The 16,252-nt window shown below is 44.1% G+C and carries 17 protein-coding genes and 1 other annotated feature; of the genes, 2 read left to right on the forward strand and 15 right to left on the reverse strand.

Annotated elements, in window-relative coordinates:
• Positions 1-2 precede the first annotated feature (2 nt).
• Positions 3-659, forward strand: a complete 657-nt coding sequence (locus tag BLQ53_RS05510; RefSeq protein WP_093726269.1) for an ABC transporter permease — start codon at positions 3-5, stop codon at positions 657-659.
• 34 nt (positions 660-693) lie between these two features.
• On the opposite strand, the gene BLQ53_RS05515 is transcribed toward BLQ53_RS05510, so the two are convergent.
• The 8 genes from BLQ53_RS05515 to BLQ53_RS05555 all read right to left on the reverse strand — a co-directional run bounded on the left by BLQ53_RS05515 (position 694) and on the right by BLQ53_RS05555 (position 8,176).
• Complete coding sequence (locus tag BLQ53_RS05515) at positions 694-1,659, reverse strand: Gfo/Idh/MocA family protein (protein WP_093726270.1); 966 nt, start codon at positions 1,657-1,659, stop codon at positions 694-696.
• A gap of 82 nt (positions 1,660-1,741) precedes the next feature.
• Positions 1,742-2,395 carry a DUF3298 and DUF4163 domain-containing protein gene (locus tag BLQ53_RS05520; protein WP_093726271.1) on the reverse strand — a complete coding sequence of 218 codons (654 nt, stop codon included), beginning with the start codon at positions 2,393-2,395 and terminating at the stop codon, positions 1,742-1,744.
• 453 nt (positions 2,396-2,848) lie between these two features.
• A complete protein-coding gene (locus BLQ53_RS05530) occupies positions 2,849-3,466 on the reverse strand; it encodes an ATP-binding cassette domain-containing protein (protein WP_093726272.1) in 618 nt (205 codons plus the stop codon).
• 2 nt (positions 3,467-3,468) lie between these two features.
• The gene (locus BLQ53_RS05535; RefSeq protein WP_093726273.1) at positions 3,469-5,628 is read right to left on the reverse strand and encodes a DUF1430 domain-containing protein; all 2,160 of its coding nucleotides are present in this window, start codon (positions 5,626-5,628) and stop codon (positions 3,469-3,471) included.
• 61 nt (positions 5,629-5,689) lie between these two features.
• The gene (locus BLQ53_RS05540) at positions 5,690-6,097 is read right to left on the reverse strand and encodes a lactococcin 972 family bacteriocin (protein ID WP_244499262.1); all 408 of its coding nucleotides are present in this window, start codon (positions 6,095-6,097) and stop codon (positions 5,690-5,692) included.
• 214 nt (positions 6,098-6,311) lie between these two features.
• Positions 6,312-7,103, reverse strand: a complete 792-nt coding sequence (locus tag BLQ53_RS05545) for a PP2C family serine/threonine-protein phosphatase (RefSeq protein WP_093726274.1) — start codon at positions 7,101-7,103, stop codon at positions 6,312-6,314.
• Complete coding sequence (locus BLQ53_RS05550) at positions 7,096-7,548, reverse strand: HIT family protein (RefSeq protein ID WP_093726275.1); 453 nt, start codon at positions 7,546-7,548, stop codon at positions 7,096-7,098. The genes BLQ53_RS05545 and BLQ53_RS05550 overlap by 8 nt, the downstream gene beginning before the upstream one ends.
• A gap of 38 nt (positions 7,549-7,586) precedes the next feature.
• Positions 7,587-7,789 (reverse strand) — a binding site (T-box leader).
• The gene (locus tag BLQ53_RS05555) at positions 7,790-8,176 is read right to left on the reverse strand and encodes a PH domain-containing protein (protein ID WP_093726276.1); all 387 of its coding nucleotides are present in this window, start codon (positions 8,174-8,176) and stop codon (positions 7,790-7,792) included. It lies immediately after the preceding feature.
• 332 nt (positions 8,177-8,508) lie between these two features.
• On the opposite strand from BLQ53_RS05555, the gene BLQ53_RS05560 reads away from it, so the two are divergent.
• Complete coding sequence (locus BLQ53_RS05560; RefSeq protein ID WP_093726277.1) at positions 8,509-9,174, forward strand: hypothetical protein; 666 nt, start codon at positions 8,509-8,511, stop codon at positions 9,172-9,174.
• A gap of 40 nt (positions 9,175-9,214) precedes the next feature.
• Here BLQ53_RS05560 and BLQ53_RS05565 read toward each other — a convergent pair whose 3' ends face one another.
• The 7 genes from BLQ53_RS05565 to BLQ53_RS05595 form a co-directional block, all read right to left on the reverse strand.
• The gene (locus tag BLQ53_RS05565; RefSeq protein WP_093726278.1) at positions 9,215-9,856 is read right to left on the reverse strand and encodes a FusB/FusC family EF-G-binding protein; all 642 of its coding nucleotides are present in this window, start codon (positions 9,854-9,856) and stop codon (positions 9,215-9,217) included.
• A 71-nt stretch (positions 9,857-9,927) separates the two neighbouring features.
• Positions 9,928-10,671, reverse strand: coding sequence for an alpha/beta hydrolase (locus tag BLQ53_RS05570; RefSeq protein ID WP_244499263.1), 744 nt, complete (start codon positions 10,669-10,671; stop codon positions 9,928-9,930).
• A gap of 3 nt (positions 10,672-10,674) precedes the next feature.
• Positions 10,675-11,712: a FecCD family ABC transporter permease gene (locus BLQ53_RS05575; RefSeq protein WP_093726279.1), complete on the reverse strand. Its 1,038-nt coding sequence runs from the start codon at positions 11,710-11,712 to the stop codon at positions 10,675-10,677.
• Complete coding sequence (locus BLQ53_RS05580) at positions 11,702-12,718, reverse strand: FecCD family ABC transporter permease (protein WP_093726280.1); 1,017 nt, start codon at positions 12,716-12,718, stop codon at positions 11,702-11,704. Before BLQ53_RS05580 ends, BLQ53_RS05575 begins: the two co-directional genes overlap by 11 nt.
• Positions 12,719-12,720: 2 nt before the next feature.
• On the reverse strand, positions 12,721-13,668 hold the full coding sequence (locus BLQ53_RS05585) for an iron-hydroxamate ABC transporter substrate-binding protein (protein ID WP_093726281.1): 948 nt from the start codon (positions 13,666-13,668) through the stop codon (positions 12,721-12,723).
• A 168-nt stretch (positions 13,669-13,836) separates the two neighbouring features.
• A complete protein-coding gene (locus BLQ53_RS05590) occupies positions 13,837-14,874 on the reverse strand; it encodes a PTS sugar transporter subunit IIC (RefSeq protein ID WP_093726282.1) in 1,038 nt (345 codons plus the stop codon).
• A 103-nt stretch (positions 14,875-14,977) separates the two neighbouring features.
• Complete coding sequence (locus BLQ53_RS05595; protein ID WP_093726283.1) at positions 14,978-16,240, reverse strand: glutamate-5-semialdehyde dehydrogenase; 1,263 nt, start codon at positions 16,238-16,240, stop codon at positions 14,978-14,980.
• Between the last annotated feature and the right edge of the window lie 12 nt (positions 16,241-16,252).

The following is a 16,252-nucleotide window of genomic DNA, read 5'->3' on the forward strand; positions in this document are numbered from 1 at the left end:
ACTTGGACTTACTGAAAGAATTAGTGACCTATTATAATGATAACGGAGCTTACGTTTGGACTGAATTTTACCGGCATTTCTTAATGTCTGCTTACGGCGTTTTATTCGCTGCTATCGTGGGTATCCCAATCGGAATCCTGATTGCCCGCTACAGCAAACTCAGCCCCTGGGTTATTTCCTTTGTGAACGTTATCCAGACAATTCCTGCCCTTGCCCTGCTCGCTGTGCTCATGCTGGTGATGGGATTAGGAACGAACACTGTCATCCTGGCATTGTTCCTTTACTCCTTGCTTCCGATTGTAAAGAATACGTATACCGGCATTCTAGGTGTTGATAAGACATTGAAAGAAGCAGGTAATGCCATGGGAATGACCAGATTCCAGATTTTACGGATGGTTGAGCTTCCTTTATCACTTTCTGTTATCATGGCCGGCTTACGCACCGCGCTTGTCATCGCAATCGGTATCGCAACAATTGGAACATTCATCGGTGCTGGCGGGTTAGGCTCCATTATTGTCCGAGGTACGAATGCAGCAGAAGGCGGGGCCATCATTCTAGCAGGCGCCATTCCGACTGCGCTTATGGCAGTATTGGCCGACTTTGTCATGGGTTGGTTCGAACGGTTGCTTTCTCCTGCCAACAGCAGAAAATTGAGCTGATAGCGAAATGCTCCGGAAATATCCGGAGCATTTTTTATTCGAAGCTGAAGCTTATTTCCCATTGCTTCCGTAGCTGATCCATGATATTCATCACATCCTTCGTATATGGCAATGTTACATGTGGAACATCCTTTTCAATGAGTTCCTTCATCGCCCTGACTTCATACTGCAAAGCCTTCGCCGTCTCTCCAGACTCCATTATTTCTGTATTGCCTTCTTCTATATAACAAACAGTGGCTTTTTCAGCGCGAGAAAAACGTTCGATATCAATGAATCCTTTTGTCCCCATGACAGTAGCACGTTCGGGGGATTCCACCATAAAAGATAAGGTGATGGCAGCGAGCTGGCCTTGCCTATTCTTCAGGATGATTCCTGCCTGCTGGTCGACGCCGGTTTCATGCTTTGTAACAGTGCTGATGATCTCGTTTGGCTCATCTTTTATGAATAGTCGTACAAATGACAGGGCATAAACCCCAATATCCAAAAGCGCTCCGCCTGCCAATTCAGGATTGAAGAAACGATTCTCCGGATCGTTTTCCTTGATGCTGTTGAAGTTCACGCTCAAAGTTTGAATCGCACCGATCTTGCCGGCATCTACCAATTGCTGTAACTCCTTATAAATCGGCATATGATATATAGTCATGGCTTCGGCCACAATCAATTGTTTCTCTGCAGCTAAATCCGTGATTTCCTCTAGCTGCTTTGCATTCACTGTAATTGCTTTTTCCGCAAACACATGCTTTCCATGATGCAAGGCTTCCATAATTGTTTCATAATGATAAGCATGCGGCGTAGCTATGTATACAACGTCTACTTCCGCATCATCCAACACACCCTGGAATCCTTCGTACACTCTAGGTATATCGAACTTTTCCGCGAAAGCTTGCCCCTTCATTTTATTCCTTGCCCCGACTGCCAGTAAGGATTCCCCCTCTTCCTTCAAGGCTGCCGCAAAATGGTGTGCAATCGAACCCGGTCCTAAAATAGCCCAATTCATCATCCGTTTCTCCCCATTTCTCTCTTGTATTATTATAGATATACCCGAAAAAGCCATGGATGCAGCATCTTCCATGGCTTCTTTCTTAGTTGTATATTTTCTCTGGTATTTTAATTACCTGATTACCTGATACATATGGTGCAATATCATACTGCTGAAAAACAAGCGCAATTCCATCATCAGTGAAGAAGAAGGCTGTATTTTCATTCAGATGAATATCTTCTTTCTTGAGGTCGGGGTAAAATATCTCCGGCCTCGCCTTTGCGTAGGTGAATACATAATGCTGGACCTTCTTCAGCTGACTCGGTGTCTGCAGGATATCCGTCAAATAAATGCGCTTCTTATCTTTCAAGTCGTAATTAAACGATTCTACGGCAGTGGAACCATGTGCTCCCCCAGTAAATATATAGCTACTCATTAATATGCTGAGCAAGTGATCTGAATTATATTTCACTTCAAAATCCGTTTGATAATCCGGGGCATAATCATACTTCTTGCCCGCCTCGATATTCTCCTGGCGTGCCTCAGCAGCTTTCTCGATATATGCTTTGAAATCATCATTGATCATCCGCGTAACCTTTGGGGTTCCCGCATGCCTCACTTGCGGGTATTTCAACTCATCAATGTCATTGTAGTATTCAGTTTCTACGATTACATTTTTTGTCGGCAGTGCTTGCACCGGTTGTATAAAGACAGAAAAGACAAGCACAAACACAAGCATGATCATCACTTTTTTCATCAGTTTCCCTCCACTGTTTCATCTCGTTTACAGTGTGTGCAGGTCACCGAATATTTATGAGCTATGCTATCAGCCATATTGCGAGGGAGGAGCAGTATGCTGCTTATTTAAATAAATCTGCAATGATACCCCATTGTTCCATAGGACCAGATTGTGTTTTCAATCTTTAAGTTTGTGCTGAATTTTTCGATCCATACTTGCTTAGCATGCAATAATGCTGTTAGCTGAGCGGCATTCAACGTGGTTTCTACGGTCTCTTCATTCTTTTGAAAGACGAATACTACTTTCACTCCATCACGGAATCCGTCATTCGTTTCATCCTCCTATTTTGTAATGCAACTCCTATTTTAAAAAATTCTACATCATTCTTAAAAATCCCCCTCGTGATGTTATGGGCACTTAAAAAGCCATTTCCTTCAAGGCAATGACTTTTCTTTTACAGAGCTATTCTAGTTAAATCTCCATTTGTGCAGAAGTGGCTCTTGCTATCTCCAAATCATGCGTAACCATTATGATCGTCTTTCCGGTATTATTCATATCCAGCAACAGCTGAAAGATGGCATCCCTATTTTTGATATCGAGATTGCCTGTTGGTTCGTCAGCAAATATATACTTGCAGTCCTTCGCAATGACTCGTGCAAGTGCAACTCGTTGCTGCTGACCGCCGCTCAATGTATAGACCCGTTTCTTTTCATAACCGGAAAGACCTACTTTCGCCAGTATTTCCTGTATCATTCTTTTTTTATCGTCCATCTTTTTATAAGCAATGGCCAAAAGGATATTCTTCTCTACCGTTTCGTTATTGATCAAGGAGTAATTCTGAAATAAATAACCAAACTCATTCCTGCGCAGCAGCATCGTCTGTTTCGCATCGGGATTCTTAATCCCGTCGTACTCTATATCACCGCTATCCGGCTTTTCCAGAAGGCTCAATAAATTAATCAACGTTGTTTTACCTTTTCCGCTTTCCCCGGTAATGGATAGGAACTCGCCGCTTTTCACTGTCAAAGAAAAATCATCAAATATGGTCTTCTCTTTAAATTTTTTCTTTAGATGAGTAGCTTTGATCATCTCTATGCCTCTCTTCTGAGTTTAGTATGCATATTAGCGGTGTAATATTTGCTTAAACCGATCACTAGCAGGGCATCAATTATGATACCTCCGAATACTATGACAATCAGGGACGGTAATGATACAAACAAAATCCCCAATAAAAGAATGCAATAACTCAAAAATTGTAATATCAACAGCGTTCTGTTCGTTCTGAAAAACGAATAGCCGTGAATATTTTTCAATAATACTTCCACTTTATAGTTATAAAAGTGACATATTGTGTAGTAAACACTCGTAGTGAATGTAGCGATATATAGTAAGATGACCGCCAGTAATAATAAATAATTGTCTGTTTTCAATTCTTGTATTTCCTGCCCATACTCGTCAAAGACAGAGATGACGGAATTAATCTGTGATGCAGCATCATGTTCGGCTGCAATCTCCTCTAATTTCTGAGTAGGTTCTGCTTGATCTGTATAAAAGAAATACGCTCTGGACAAATAGCTCATATAATAGGAATCATCGAACTGTCCAGTATCTAAAATGGCAATCGGATCTTTAATAAAGTAATCCCCTTCTCCTTTATTGTCGGGGTTATACGTAAAGTATTTTTGGTTATCTCGTACATAGATGATATTTATAGCTAAATCGTCTTTAGAGGTATCATCCAGTTCCTGCCCCTTTGCTTCTCGATAAATGTTCCCTACCTCGACTTTCTGGAAATAAAAATAGTCGAGGAAGTTCTTTTTGATTTCATTTTCTTTGTCTTTTAGGGATGCAGGAACCAATAAATTCGTGACAGAACCGTCGGATACGATAGATCCTTCTATTTCACCCGCCTCTGCCTGGATCTCATTGAATTCCAAGTAGTTCCCGTTTATCGTTATCGCTTTTCCATAAGGAGAAGTCGACGTATTTTCGTCATCTGTATTCATCTCGTATAAATAGCTTCCATTGGATGTTATCTCATAGTTGCTCGCATCAATCAAAAAACCCTTCAGCTCATTATTTAATTGATTATATACCTGCTTTAAGTTGTTATTCTGCGCACTTTCTATTGCTAGATCAACTTGTCCAGTGGAATACAGAACCGTTTGGTACAAATTCTCTGTTTGATTCCATGTTTCCAGATTATCTTGGTAATCTTCCAGCGATTTCTTCGTTTGATTCAATTGCGAAAGAGCACCAACAGCAGCAATAAGGAATAAAACCTTCATTACATAACTGAGCGCCATCAACGTTTTATAAAGCCGCTTGCCTTTCAAAGCCTCATATTCTTTTCCAAAGGAAAAGATTAAGCCTGCCAGCAGGAACGTATAAAGAACTAATCCAACAACCAGTACTACTGCCACTCCTGCGTACAGAAGCGTAAAGTCTAATAAATTCAGAATCTCTTTCTTCGTAACGATACGGAAAATCAGATATAAAAGATAACTCGTCAGAATAGCCGCAATCAAAGGTGAAATAAGCTTTTTCACTAAGATAAAGGATATTCTGGTATAAGAGTATCCCATCACTTTATATAGCATGATTTGATCGCTTCGATTTATCAGGTAAAAGGAAATCACACCAACCACAGTAAGAAGAATGATAAGCGGTGATATGAGAAAAGTCAGCGGCTGGCTGATCACTACCGGGTCTATACGTGCCTCTATCAGCTCCGACGAAACCCCGTCCTTTTGCAGCTGATCCAGCAAGGCTGAAACGGAACCAGCTTTATCATCTATGTAATAAATACCGCTTGCACTGGCTTGTTTCTGGTTATCCAAATTCCAGATGGATATAGCTATCGTACTTTCTCCAGAATGGAATGATCCACTTTTATCATTGCTGGCATTGCTGGAATCATTGAAACGATTTGTTATAAATTGTGTCGTTCCCTTCTTTGGAAAATCACCATCTATTCCATCAATACGGGAGCCAAGTGTAGGATCAGTTGTGAATACCCGGATGGAATCCTGATTTACAAATACATACTTGGAAATTTCCAGATCATATCGTTCAGCATATGTTTCTAGTAAGTCATTGGGGTTTCCTTCATAGTCACTAAAATTAAATGCTGCTGCCGTCCTATCCTCATACAGCAGTTCATTGAATTTGTATTGCTCTAGTAAATCATAGATAACGTACAGGCTTATCAAAAGGAATAAAGAAGTTAAAAACCCTAAGATTGCTCTCACAATTTCACCTCATAAAATAATGCAAGAGTGAAAACACCCTTGCATTATTACCTTGTCATTTTTATTTATAATCGTAGTAAGCCTTGTTTGTTCCCCAGAAACTCCAATCCAAGTCGGCCTTGCTCCAAACTCCCTTGGATTTCCAGCCGCCATCGTCATGATAGCCAGCACCATTGGTGACAGAAGCTCGTCCCTGTTTCGTGTAATGCTTATACTCGGAAACCACTCTTCCATCTCTTTTACCTCGGATCCAATAACCGCCGGCTTTTTCCCCGGAATCTGCATTAATTGAGAATCCAGTTTGGGAGTCTTTGACGAAGCTTTCCGTTACTCCTTGATTTGCATTGATGATTTCAGAGTTCCCGTTTTCGGTTACTCCATTACTTGATGCAGATACGCCGCCGGAGATCCCGCCTACAATAACACCAGCCAATAAAGCTCCTGCCAAACCCTTCTTCAACTTTGACACATCAATCACCTCTCCATTAATTGTTAAATAATGTAATCGCTAGGTGTGATTTCATTATATAAGTATCTCGGCGCAAAACAAGCAATATTTGTAACAATTTTCAAATTGTTACTTTAGTCTTTATTCATATAGCAGTTTTCTTAGCATTTCTTTTAGAAAGCAACAGTTTTTAACTATGATTTATTTACTAGTAATATATTACCTACTGTGTGATTCATCCTATTTTCACATCACTGGGCATTAACCCATCGTTGGTTACTTCTATAGTCCAGCAGATAAAAGTACAGCTATCCCGCACAAAATGGGCTTTCAAATCAGAGAGCAGTTTTTTTGCAAACAACTCATCTTCTATTCCGGATAACATACGGTATAACGCTTGTCCTTTCACATGGAGCCCTGGACATTCCAGCAAACCATCTGTCGTCACGAAAAGCCGATTCTCTCCTTTGCGCAGCTGCCTTGTACCGGTTGTATACGAAGGGACAGGCAATGTCCAGGCATTCCGCCGACCGATCCATTCGAAAAAATGTCGGGTATTTTGTTCGAATTCACCCATTCTCGCTAAATCTTCATGGAAAATATAGAAAAGACAATCTCCAACTGAAAGCCACCACACATAGGCACCTTTGCGGAAAACGAAAAGGCAAGCAGTCTCTCCAGTCGCATGTTGGCAAGCATCCAGGAAAGAAGGGTTGGATAATTGATTGATAACGAATGCCGGCACTTGTAAAAAGGCATCCGCGGACTCGGAAGCTGCTCTCATGGAAGGCTCCTCCCGCCAAAATGTTTCGGCAACAAGTCTGAAACTATCTGCTGTATGATGTGCATCCATCAGCAGAACGAACTCCCAATCCCCTCCGGTAAACAACAATACGCCATCCTCGTTTTTCGTTTGACCAGCACTCGTCATTCCGCCAAGCCTTCCTAATACCAGATTTCCGAATTGCTTTACATCAGGTGTATCCAAGAATGCATGTTGATGGCCCGTCCAACTGAAGCTATGCATGAGCATCTCCTTTCATAAAGCCCTGCAGTTTCTCGGTAACATGCTTGATTTCCACCTCACTGCCAAAAGGTGCATCCGGCCAAGCATGCACCTCCAACGGTCCCCAGAATTCTTCCGGCGTTCCGACGTATCTGGGGATGATGTGCATGTGAACGTGCGAAACTGCATTCCCTGAGACAAGCGTGTACACATGTTCCGCCTGAAGGACCTCCTGCAATCCTTGGGCAGCCCGTTTCATCGCAATGCCGAACGCAGCCGCTTCTTTTTCTGACATATCCCCTATCTGCGAAACATGCCGTTTCAAATCAAGCATGATATGACCTAGATAAGTCGGCTTTCCCTGTTTATCAATATGGCTGATATAAATGTACTCATCCTCAAAGATACACGCTCCGCTTACTTGCAAATGACCTGCGTGTTTGTCACAGATAAAGCATTCTCCCATACTTTTCTCCTCCTTATAAAAAAATGCCCATCATCTCTTAAAGAGACAATGGACATTGTGGTACCACTCTTTTTCGTGAGAAAGCTGCTCACCCTTGAAAACTGATAACGGCTGCCAGCCGACCAGGCATTTCCTCCCGGGCACTCCCAGTTGAGTTCGGATGCTTCCCTGACTGCCTTGCACCGACCGGCAGCTCTCTAAGTCAGATTCCCATCCTACTGCTTCTGCTCCTTGTGTCTATCTATTCCAACAATTGCTTGCGGTTGAACGTATTCCGGTACAAGAGATCCCGCTGATGGTTATTAACGAACATTCTGACGATATCACTTACACCCTTCAGATGAATCAGACGATGGCTTGTCATATACTTTATATCTCCATTATTTAAATGGATCGATAATTCGCCCTCCCCCGTTCCCTCTGTATAAAGGATATAGTCGATGCTGTCATAGCTGGTCGTATCCAGATAAGCTGGTTTGAGCAGCGGTTTGTGCGTAAACAGGATTCGATTTTGTGTAACGCCAAGGATGCCAGTCCTCTCATCAAGCTTACTTTGTACGTAGAGAAAAATCCGTTCTTCTTCATCTAGGTACGTGGACAATTCCTTCAGATCCCTTTTTTGCCCCATTCTCCGCGTTCTCCTCACTTAATATACTTGCTTCCTACCCTGATTCATACTTTACTAAATATATATCGCATTTCTGAAATTATGCAATAAAATTGCAGCAAGTTCATCTCTTTCCTGCTGTTGTAAAAACGTTCGCACTCTCCTACATATTACCAGCTATATAGAAAGAATGATACCTCCCATCTCCAATTTTTCCATCCCTTCCTAGACTTTCTTCTAGGAATTTAGGCACTTTTCATTTCATTCCATATAGGGTTACGGTATGATATTTATGTCTTAATTTGCTTATTTATCAAAAGACAACCTTGTTAAAGAGAGGATGAAAGAAGTATATGAAACTGTTCCGTATTCCAGTTGTGTTATTGCTGTGTGCTATCGCCCTGACTTTAACTGCCTGCAGTAACAATGATGAAGCAGCAGCAAATGAGCCTAAAACGCCGACAGCGAAAGCAGCTAACGAAGATACAGATGCATTGTCTGCCGACTTGACGGACACTGTAACAGCAGACAATCCCTACTTTCCGGACCGCCTAACAAAAGATTCGGTTGCGGAAAAGGAAATGCTGGCTGAACAGAACTTTGATCAGTCCGAAACTGATGACAATCTGGAAGTGACCCTCAAAGGGATTCAATATACGAAGCTGAAACCGGCAGATTCCTACGAGGAATCCTTTACCGGTTTCCAAGATCCGGAAAAAATCGTCGCTGCGACAGCGATGCTGGAAGTAAAGAATGATGGTGAGGAGACAGTACCTTTAGAAGATATGGGTGCCTTCCTTGAAACTAAAACTTATCGGATTTTGAACCATAATGTTTTGGAAGCAGATTCCGGGGAGATTGAACCTGGCCAGACTTCTACCAAATATGTCGTCTTCCTAATGGATCAAGCGGATTACAAAGAAGAAGATGACTTCTCCCTGCGTATTTCCAGTATCACAGACACAGAAGAAGAAGACTTGCTGGCAGCCGATCTGACATTCAAACTGCCCGCAGACTAAACAAGGAGCACATGCCAGCCAGGCGTGTGCTCCTTGTTTTTCATGAGGCATGTAGATGGGAAATGAAGCGGTAGAATCGGTTGATATCAGTCAAGTTCCTGTTACACTTGGCGCTGTCCCGGCAAACATAATTCCCTCGCTTTACATATGTTCCTTGACCTCGGCCGATTGGGTCTGCCATGAATAGCCCCACGCTTTCCAGCTTGTTGCAAATCGCACAGATTCCAGGCTGGGAGGATGGCGTGAATGTGCCGCGAGCAGCTATCATTCCTTCTGGGTGTGGGGCAACCATGTATTTTGCTTGCTGGCCGTTATCATTCCAGCCAAGATAAGACGTCTTCTCCCAATCCATGTCATGCAGCTTTGGCAGATGCAGATGCTTCACTTTCGGAAACAGCTTCCTGAGCTGCTCCTCATTCAGAACAGGAAAAGCTTTGATGGAAGGACGCAGCTGCGCCAAAAAAAGCTCCGCATCAATCTCATCCTGTACATCTCGTATTCTCCCGAGCATTTCCGCCTCTTCTTCTGTAAGCTCCTCAAACCTGTTCTTGATTTTCTCTTCCGCTAGTGAGCGAAGTCCGTAAATCACGTCTATGTCTTTGACAGAAGCAGAGCTATTCACAAGCTGCTGCACCTGTTCCTTTATATTGTTGTATTGGTCGTTTCGGATAAAGGCTTGCATGTGGACATCCCTCCGTTTTGATCGCTTCCTCTCATTTTAGCAGACATCGAGCAGGAAACAAAAAAACCGGATTACTGGAAGAAATAACGAAAGGCGCGGCTCATCGTCGTTGGAACGACGGATGCATGGTTTTCACCTTCTGCCACATAGCAGACTGCCCTTTCTTCCATGATGCTCAGCAAACGATGATAGAATGCGTGGGCATCCTCAACCATGAAGCCTTCCTCTTTTCCAACACCAATGAACAGCTTGGCATCCTTGGCATCATTCACAAACGAATGGATATGCTTTTCGTTCCACCAAATGGATGGACTGATAGCCAAATAGCATTGAAAAGCCTCCGGGCGTTTGTACATACTGTACAGCGTAAATAACCCGCCCAGAGAATGTCCATACAAGCACTGTTTCTCCTGCTGGATAGGATAGCTGTCCATGATCCTGGGCTGCAGCTCCTCGGCGAGCCAATCCAGGAAAGTATCAGCTCCTCCGTGCTTACTCATCGTCACGCCTTTAAATCTGTCCGGATACTTATAAACCGCAGCTGGGGGTGTAAAATCATAAAATCGATGTTCTCTAACAACCGCATTTTCGGCGTGTAATGCTACTCCCACAACTATTGCCGGTTCGATTCCTGTTTTAGGTGCATTACCGGCTTGATTTCGTATCGTATCAGCGCCATATCCGAAATACATATGGCCATCCAACACATAAATGACAGGAAATCCTTCTGGCGGCGGGGATTGTTCCGGAATGTATATTTGGACATGATACTGCACTTCCGGCTCCTTGCCAGGAACTATCATTTCTTCTATCATGATTCAGCCTCCTCTGTTCGCTCTTGCCAGCAAGAACAAGAAATAAGGTACTCCAATAATCGAAACCACAATACCTACTGCCAACTCTGCCGGGGCAAAGACGGTTTTTGCGATATAATCCGAAAAAACGAGCAGGACCATACCGGCCAACGCGCTGATTGGCATATTGTAGCGGTAATCATTTCCGACTAGACGCCTGCTGATATGCGGTGCAATCAAACCGACAAAGGCAATGCCGCCGGAGACAGATACACAGGCACTGACCAATCCGATACTGGCCAGCAGCAGGACGACCTTCTCCCGTTCATTGCGGATGCCGAGGCTACGAACCGAATCATCGCTCAACTGAAAATAATTGAGCAGGTACGATTTCCGGTAAAGAATGGCGCTAAGGATGATGACCCATGGCAGCATGGCATAAATATAAATCCAGTTCGCATTATAGATACTGCCTGTTGTCCACACTGTGGCCATTTCAAAATCATTTGCGTTCATTTTCAGGGATATGTACAAAGAAAGCGCCCCAAAGCCTGTTCCCAGCGCGATACCAGTCAAGATGAGCCGCTGCATATCAAGCGTACCTTGACGCCAGGAGAAAGCAAAGATGAGCAGCGCCACCAGCAGACCACCCACAAAGCCGAATATCGGCATCATCAGGACGGCCAGCCAACCGCCAATCGACTCCGATTGGATCATTCCTTGGAAGAAGAAGATATAGATGACGATAGCAGTCCCGGCACCGGCATTGATGCCGAGTATGCCTGGGTCGGCGAGGCCATTGCGCGTGATTCCCTGCATGACAGCTCCAGCAATGCCAAGACCTGCACCGACGAGAGCACCGACAATGATCCGAGGCAGACGGAACTGAAAGATGACCAGTTCAAGTTTACGATCATCGCTCCACCCAAAAAGTGTCCGGAAAATTTCCCCAAGGCTCATTGCATAACTGCCGCTTGTCAGGTGCAGGTAAATGGAGATCAAGAGCAGCACCGTAATGACAAGTCCGCTGAGCATCAGCTTCGACCCGATTTTAAGCTGCATATTGTTTCCCTCCCTTTCTCCAGATGAGATAGAGGAAGAACGGAACGCCAATAAAAGCGGTCACAACACCAATCGGTGTCTCAAACGGCGCGTTAATAAAGCGGCTGATCACATCCGACAAGCAAAGGAAAATACCGCCAATGACCGCAGCGCATGGAATGAGCAGCCTGTAATCGACTCCGATCAAAAAACGCGTGATATGGGGCACGACAAGCCCGACAAATGCAATTTTCCCAACAAGTGCGACAGCAGTACCAGTCAGGCAGACAACACTAAGCATACTAATCAGTTTGATATACACCGTCTTCTGACCCAATCCTGCTGCAACCTCTTCCCCCAAAGCCATGACGGTGACTGACTTGGAAACGGACATAGCCAAAACCAAGCCAACCAGCCCAATCGGCACAGCCAATTTCAGCATATGGACATCCACGCCATCCATTCTTGCGTTGTACCAAATGCTGATATGCTGTGACACCTGGTAATAGGAAGCAAATGCTGCAGCAATACCGCTCAGGAATGTACCGATAACTGTCCCGATGATCGCCAGCTGAACTGGCGCCATCCCGTTTTTCAGCAGTGATGCAAAGCCAAACACAATGCCTGCACCCAGAGCTGAACCAGCCATGGAGTAGATGATCATCATATGATCAGATAAACCTGGAGCCAATACCATGCACATTGTAATCACCAAAGCCGAACCGTCATTGACACCCATAATGGATGGAGAAGCGAGATAGTTCCTTGTGATTCCCTGCATTATTGTCCCTGCTATTGCCAGGAATGCACCGACTAGCAACGCTGCCAGCGCCCTCGGCAATCTGGCGGTCAGGAGGATTGTATGATCGACATTTTGGGCATCATAGTGGAAAATCGCATCCCAAATCGTACTTACAGGCATGTCCTTGACGCCATATAGTACAGAAATCAATACAACCAGAGCTCCTGTCAAAGGAGCCGTAAGCAGCACTAACCAAGCAATTCTATTTTTTGTGCCTTGATACATGCCTACTCAGCCAGCTTCTCAGTTGCTGCTTTCAGGAATTCCGTTTTACTCCATGCTGTGCCTCCTTGGGCAAGCGGATCGATTGCGTTTACGAATACATGATCTTCCTTGGCTGCATTAATCGATTTGAATATTTCATTAGCTTGCAAATCATCTAAAGCACTAGCATTCTCAGGGTTTTCTGACGCTTCGAATTGGAGGAAGAGATAGTCAGGATTTACTTCCGCCAGTTTCTCCAGCGATATTTCTGCCTGTGCTTCTGCTTCTCGGACAACTTCAGGTACTTCCAACCCCAAATCGTCGTATAGAACCGGGTTCAGATATACATTTTCCGGATAGACATAGAGGCTGCCTGCCCGGATGCGTACAACAAGTACTTGCTTATCCTGTAGCTTTTCCCCAATTTCTGTCTTGCCTGATTCCACGTCTTCCTTATAATCTGCGATGATTTGTTCTGCTTCTTCCTCTTTATCTGTCAGTGAGCCTAGAAGCTCCAAGTTTACTTCCCAGTTTTCCGAAACATGGGAGTATGGAATCGTTGTAGCAATATCATTCAGTGATTTGCTCACATCTTCCGGGAATTTAGAAGAACCTAAAATTACGTCCGGTTCAAGGGAAAGAATCGTTTCGTAATTCGGCTGCATCTTCTCACCAATTAGTTCTACACCTGACAACTCATCCTCCAAATAAGCTGGCGTTTCACCGCCAACAGATAGTGCTCCAGCCGGTTTAACTCCTAAAACAGCTGCATCCTCCATTGATTCAAGGCTTGCTGCTACAATAGTGCCCTTTTCAGCCGGCAAGGTATATTCTTTATCTAAGTATGTAATCTGTTGTTCCTTTTTCTTCGATGATTCACCAGATGCTGTATCTTCCCCATTCCCGCAAGCAGCCAAAGAAAAGCTCAAGGCTGCAGCAAAGCCAATACCAGTTACTGTTTTCCACTTCATATTGCTCTTCTCCTTTTCGTACTTTAGCTTGATCAGGACTAAAGATCGGGATTAATTGATAATGATTATCATAATCAACTATAGCAAAATAGGAAAAAGATGCAATAAGAAATGACCACCAACCTCATAAAAAAAGTAAATAGGCTGCAGGGAATCCTGCAGCCAGCCTCAATCAAAATGTAATTTATAATCGCCGGACTTGATCCAGTTCCACTTTTTTGTGAATAGATATAACAGTATCACGTTCAAAACAAAAGGCAGGAAAAAGAAAACAGCTACCATGATAGTGATATTAGCAGCTGTCCATCCTCCATCGGCAAGCTGCATATAGTTTAGCGGTCCAACAAATCCCGACAATCCAAATCCTGCACTATATGGCGTTCCTTCGATCTTTAATAACCCTGCCAATGCCCCCAATGCTGCCGCTGTCAAAAACATGGGCAATGCAATACGGGGCTTCATGAAGAAGTTTCGCATTTGGATTTTTGGAGAACCGAGAACATGTGCCAAAGCAGTACCAAGTGAATTGGCTTTATAACTGGCAATGGCCAATCCGATACCCGCTGCAACAATGCCAAGATTGGCTGCGCCAGATCCGATGCCGGCCAAGGAAATGACCGTCGCCACACCGACAGTGGATATGGGAGATAAAATAATGAAACAGAAAATAACTGCAAGAAGTGCTCCCATTATTATTGGCTGCCATGTTGTCATCCCTGCGATTGCTTCCCCTATAAGTCCAGTACCGCCTTTTATGTAAGGTAATAAAATCAAACCTATCATACCAGGGACAAGTATACTTAGAGTCGGCAGCAGGAGGATGCTGTACGCCTTCAATCTGTCCCCGATGAATCTTACGAATAATACTGCCAATGCTGCTGTTATACCTGTATTGATAACAATACCGATACCTTGCAAAGCAAAAAGGCCATCCGCCGTTTTCTGGATCGCTCCGCTTCCGACCATAGCAGCTATGCCCACACTCGCTGTCTGTATCGGTGTCAGCTTGAATGAGATACCTACCATCACACCAATCAATACAGGCAGCAGGCTCATGACGAAAACCGTTGTATCATACACTGCTTGCAAAACGGGCACGTGGGGTATTGCAAGCTTCAGCAGTTCACCTAGCAGTGCATTCGGAATCAAAGCAACGACGATGCCGATGCTCATGCCATTCAGCAGCTTGCTGAAAAATTCTTTCATCTGCTTCTCTCCTCTCATATAGCGTTTGATTATAGATAATCAATTATGAATTGTCAATATATTCTGACCAATAAAAAAGCTCATCCGAGTGGACGAGCCTTTCTTATCTTGTTTGGCCATTGCCTTTCATGACATATTTATAAGTGGTCAATGCTGGCAGTCCCATTGGTCCGCGTGCATGAAGTTTCTGTGTTGAAATACCAATTTCAGCTCCGAAACCAAGGGCATGGCCATCAGTGAATCGTGTTGATGCATTATGATAAAGTGCTGCTGCATCGATAGCTTTCATGAATTTGCCGACTGCTTCATCATCTTCAGAAATGATAGCCTCCGAGTGTTTTGTTCCATAACGGTCGATGTGGCCGATCGCTTCTTCCACTGAATCGACGACACGCACCGCTACATCCAGACTAAGATATTCATCCGTCCAGTCCCCTTCGGTTGCAGGCGTACAGTCAGGCAGCAGTTCAACAGCTGACTCATCGCCATGTGTCTGAATGCCATTTTCACGTAATGCCTGTACCAATGCATCTTTGTTTGCTTCCAGCCATTCACGATGAACAATCAATGTCTCCAAAGCATTACATACTGCCGGACGATCCGTTTTGGCATTCAGGAAAGTTGCCAATGCCATATCGACTTTAGCAGTTTTATCAATGTACATATGACAGTTGCCCACGCCCGTTTCCAATACAGGTACTGTCGCAGAATCAACGACAGCCTGAATGAGCGAGGCCCCGCCGCGAGGGATGAGTACATCGATATGCTCCTTCATCGTAAAGAGCTTTGCCGTTTCTTTCCGATCCGTCGATTGGATGAGCTGAACTGCATCAGCAGGTACTTTTGTCTTCTGGAGTGCTTTCTTGATGACCTTCACGATTGCCGTATTCGTATGAATGGCAGATGATCCGCCTTTTAACACGATTGCGTTACCGGACTTCAGTGCAAGACCTGTCGCATCTGCTGTCACATTCGGACGAGCTTCATAGATCATGCCGATGACCCCAAGTCCAACTGTGATACGGCTGACATGCAAGCCGTTTTTCAATGTCCATTCACTGACTACCTGTCCAGTCGGGTCTTCCAGTTCAACAACTTCCTTCAGTCCATTCGCAAAATCCTCGATACGCTCACGAGTCAGTTTTAAACGGTCCAGGAATGCTGCATCGAAACCCTTTTCTTCCCCAGCCTTCATATCCTTGTCATTCGCTGTGAGAATTGCCTCATAGTCTTTATCCAATTGCTCTGCCACTGCAAGCAGTGCCTCATTTTTATCGGCAGTCGTCAATAGTGCAAGCTTTTTAGCCCCTGCTTTCGCTGCAATGGCTTGCTCCTCGACTGTTACTACTTCTTTTATTTGCTCCACGGTTTTCCTCCT

The organism is Terribacillus halophilus (assembly GCF_900101385.1).
In the GTDB taxonomy this organism is placed as follows: Bacteria; Bacillota; Bacilli; order Bacillales; family Amphibacillaceae; genus Terribacillus; species Terribacillus halophilus.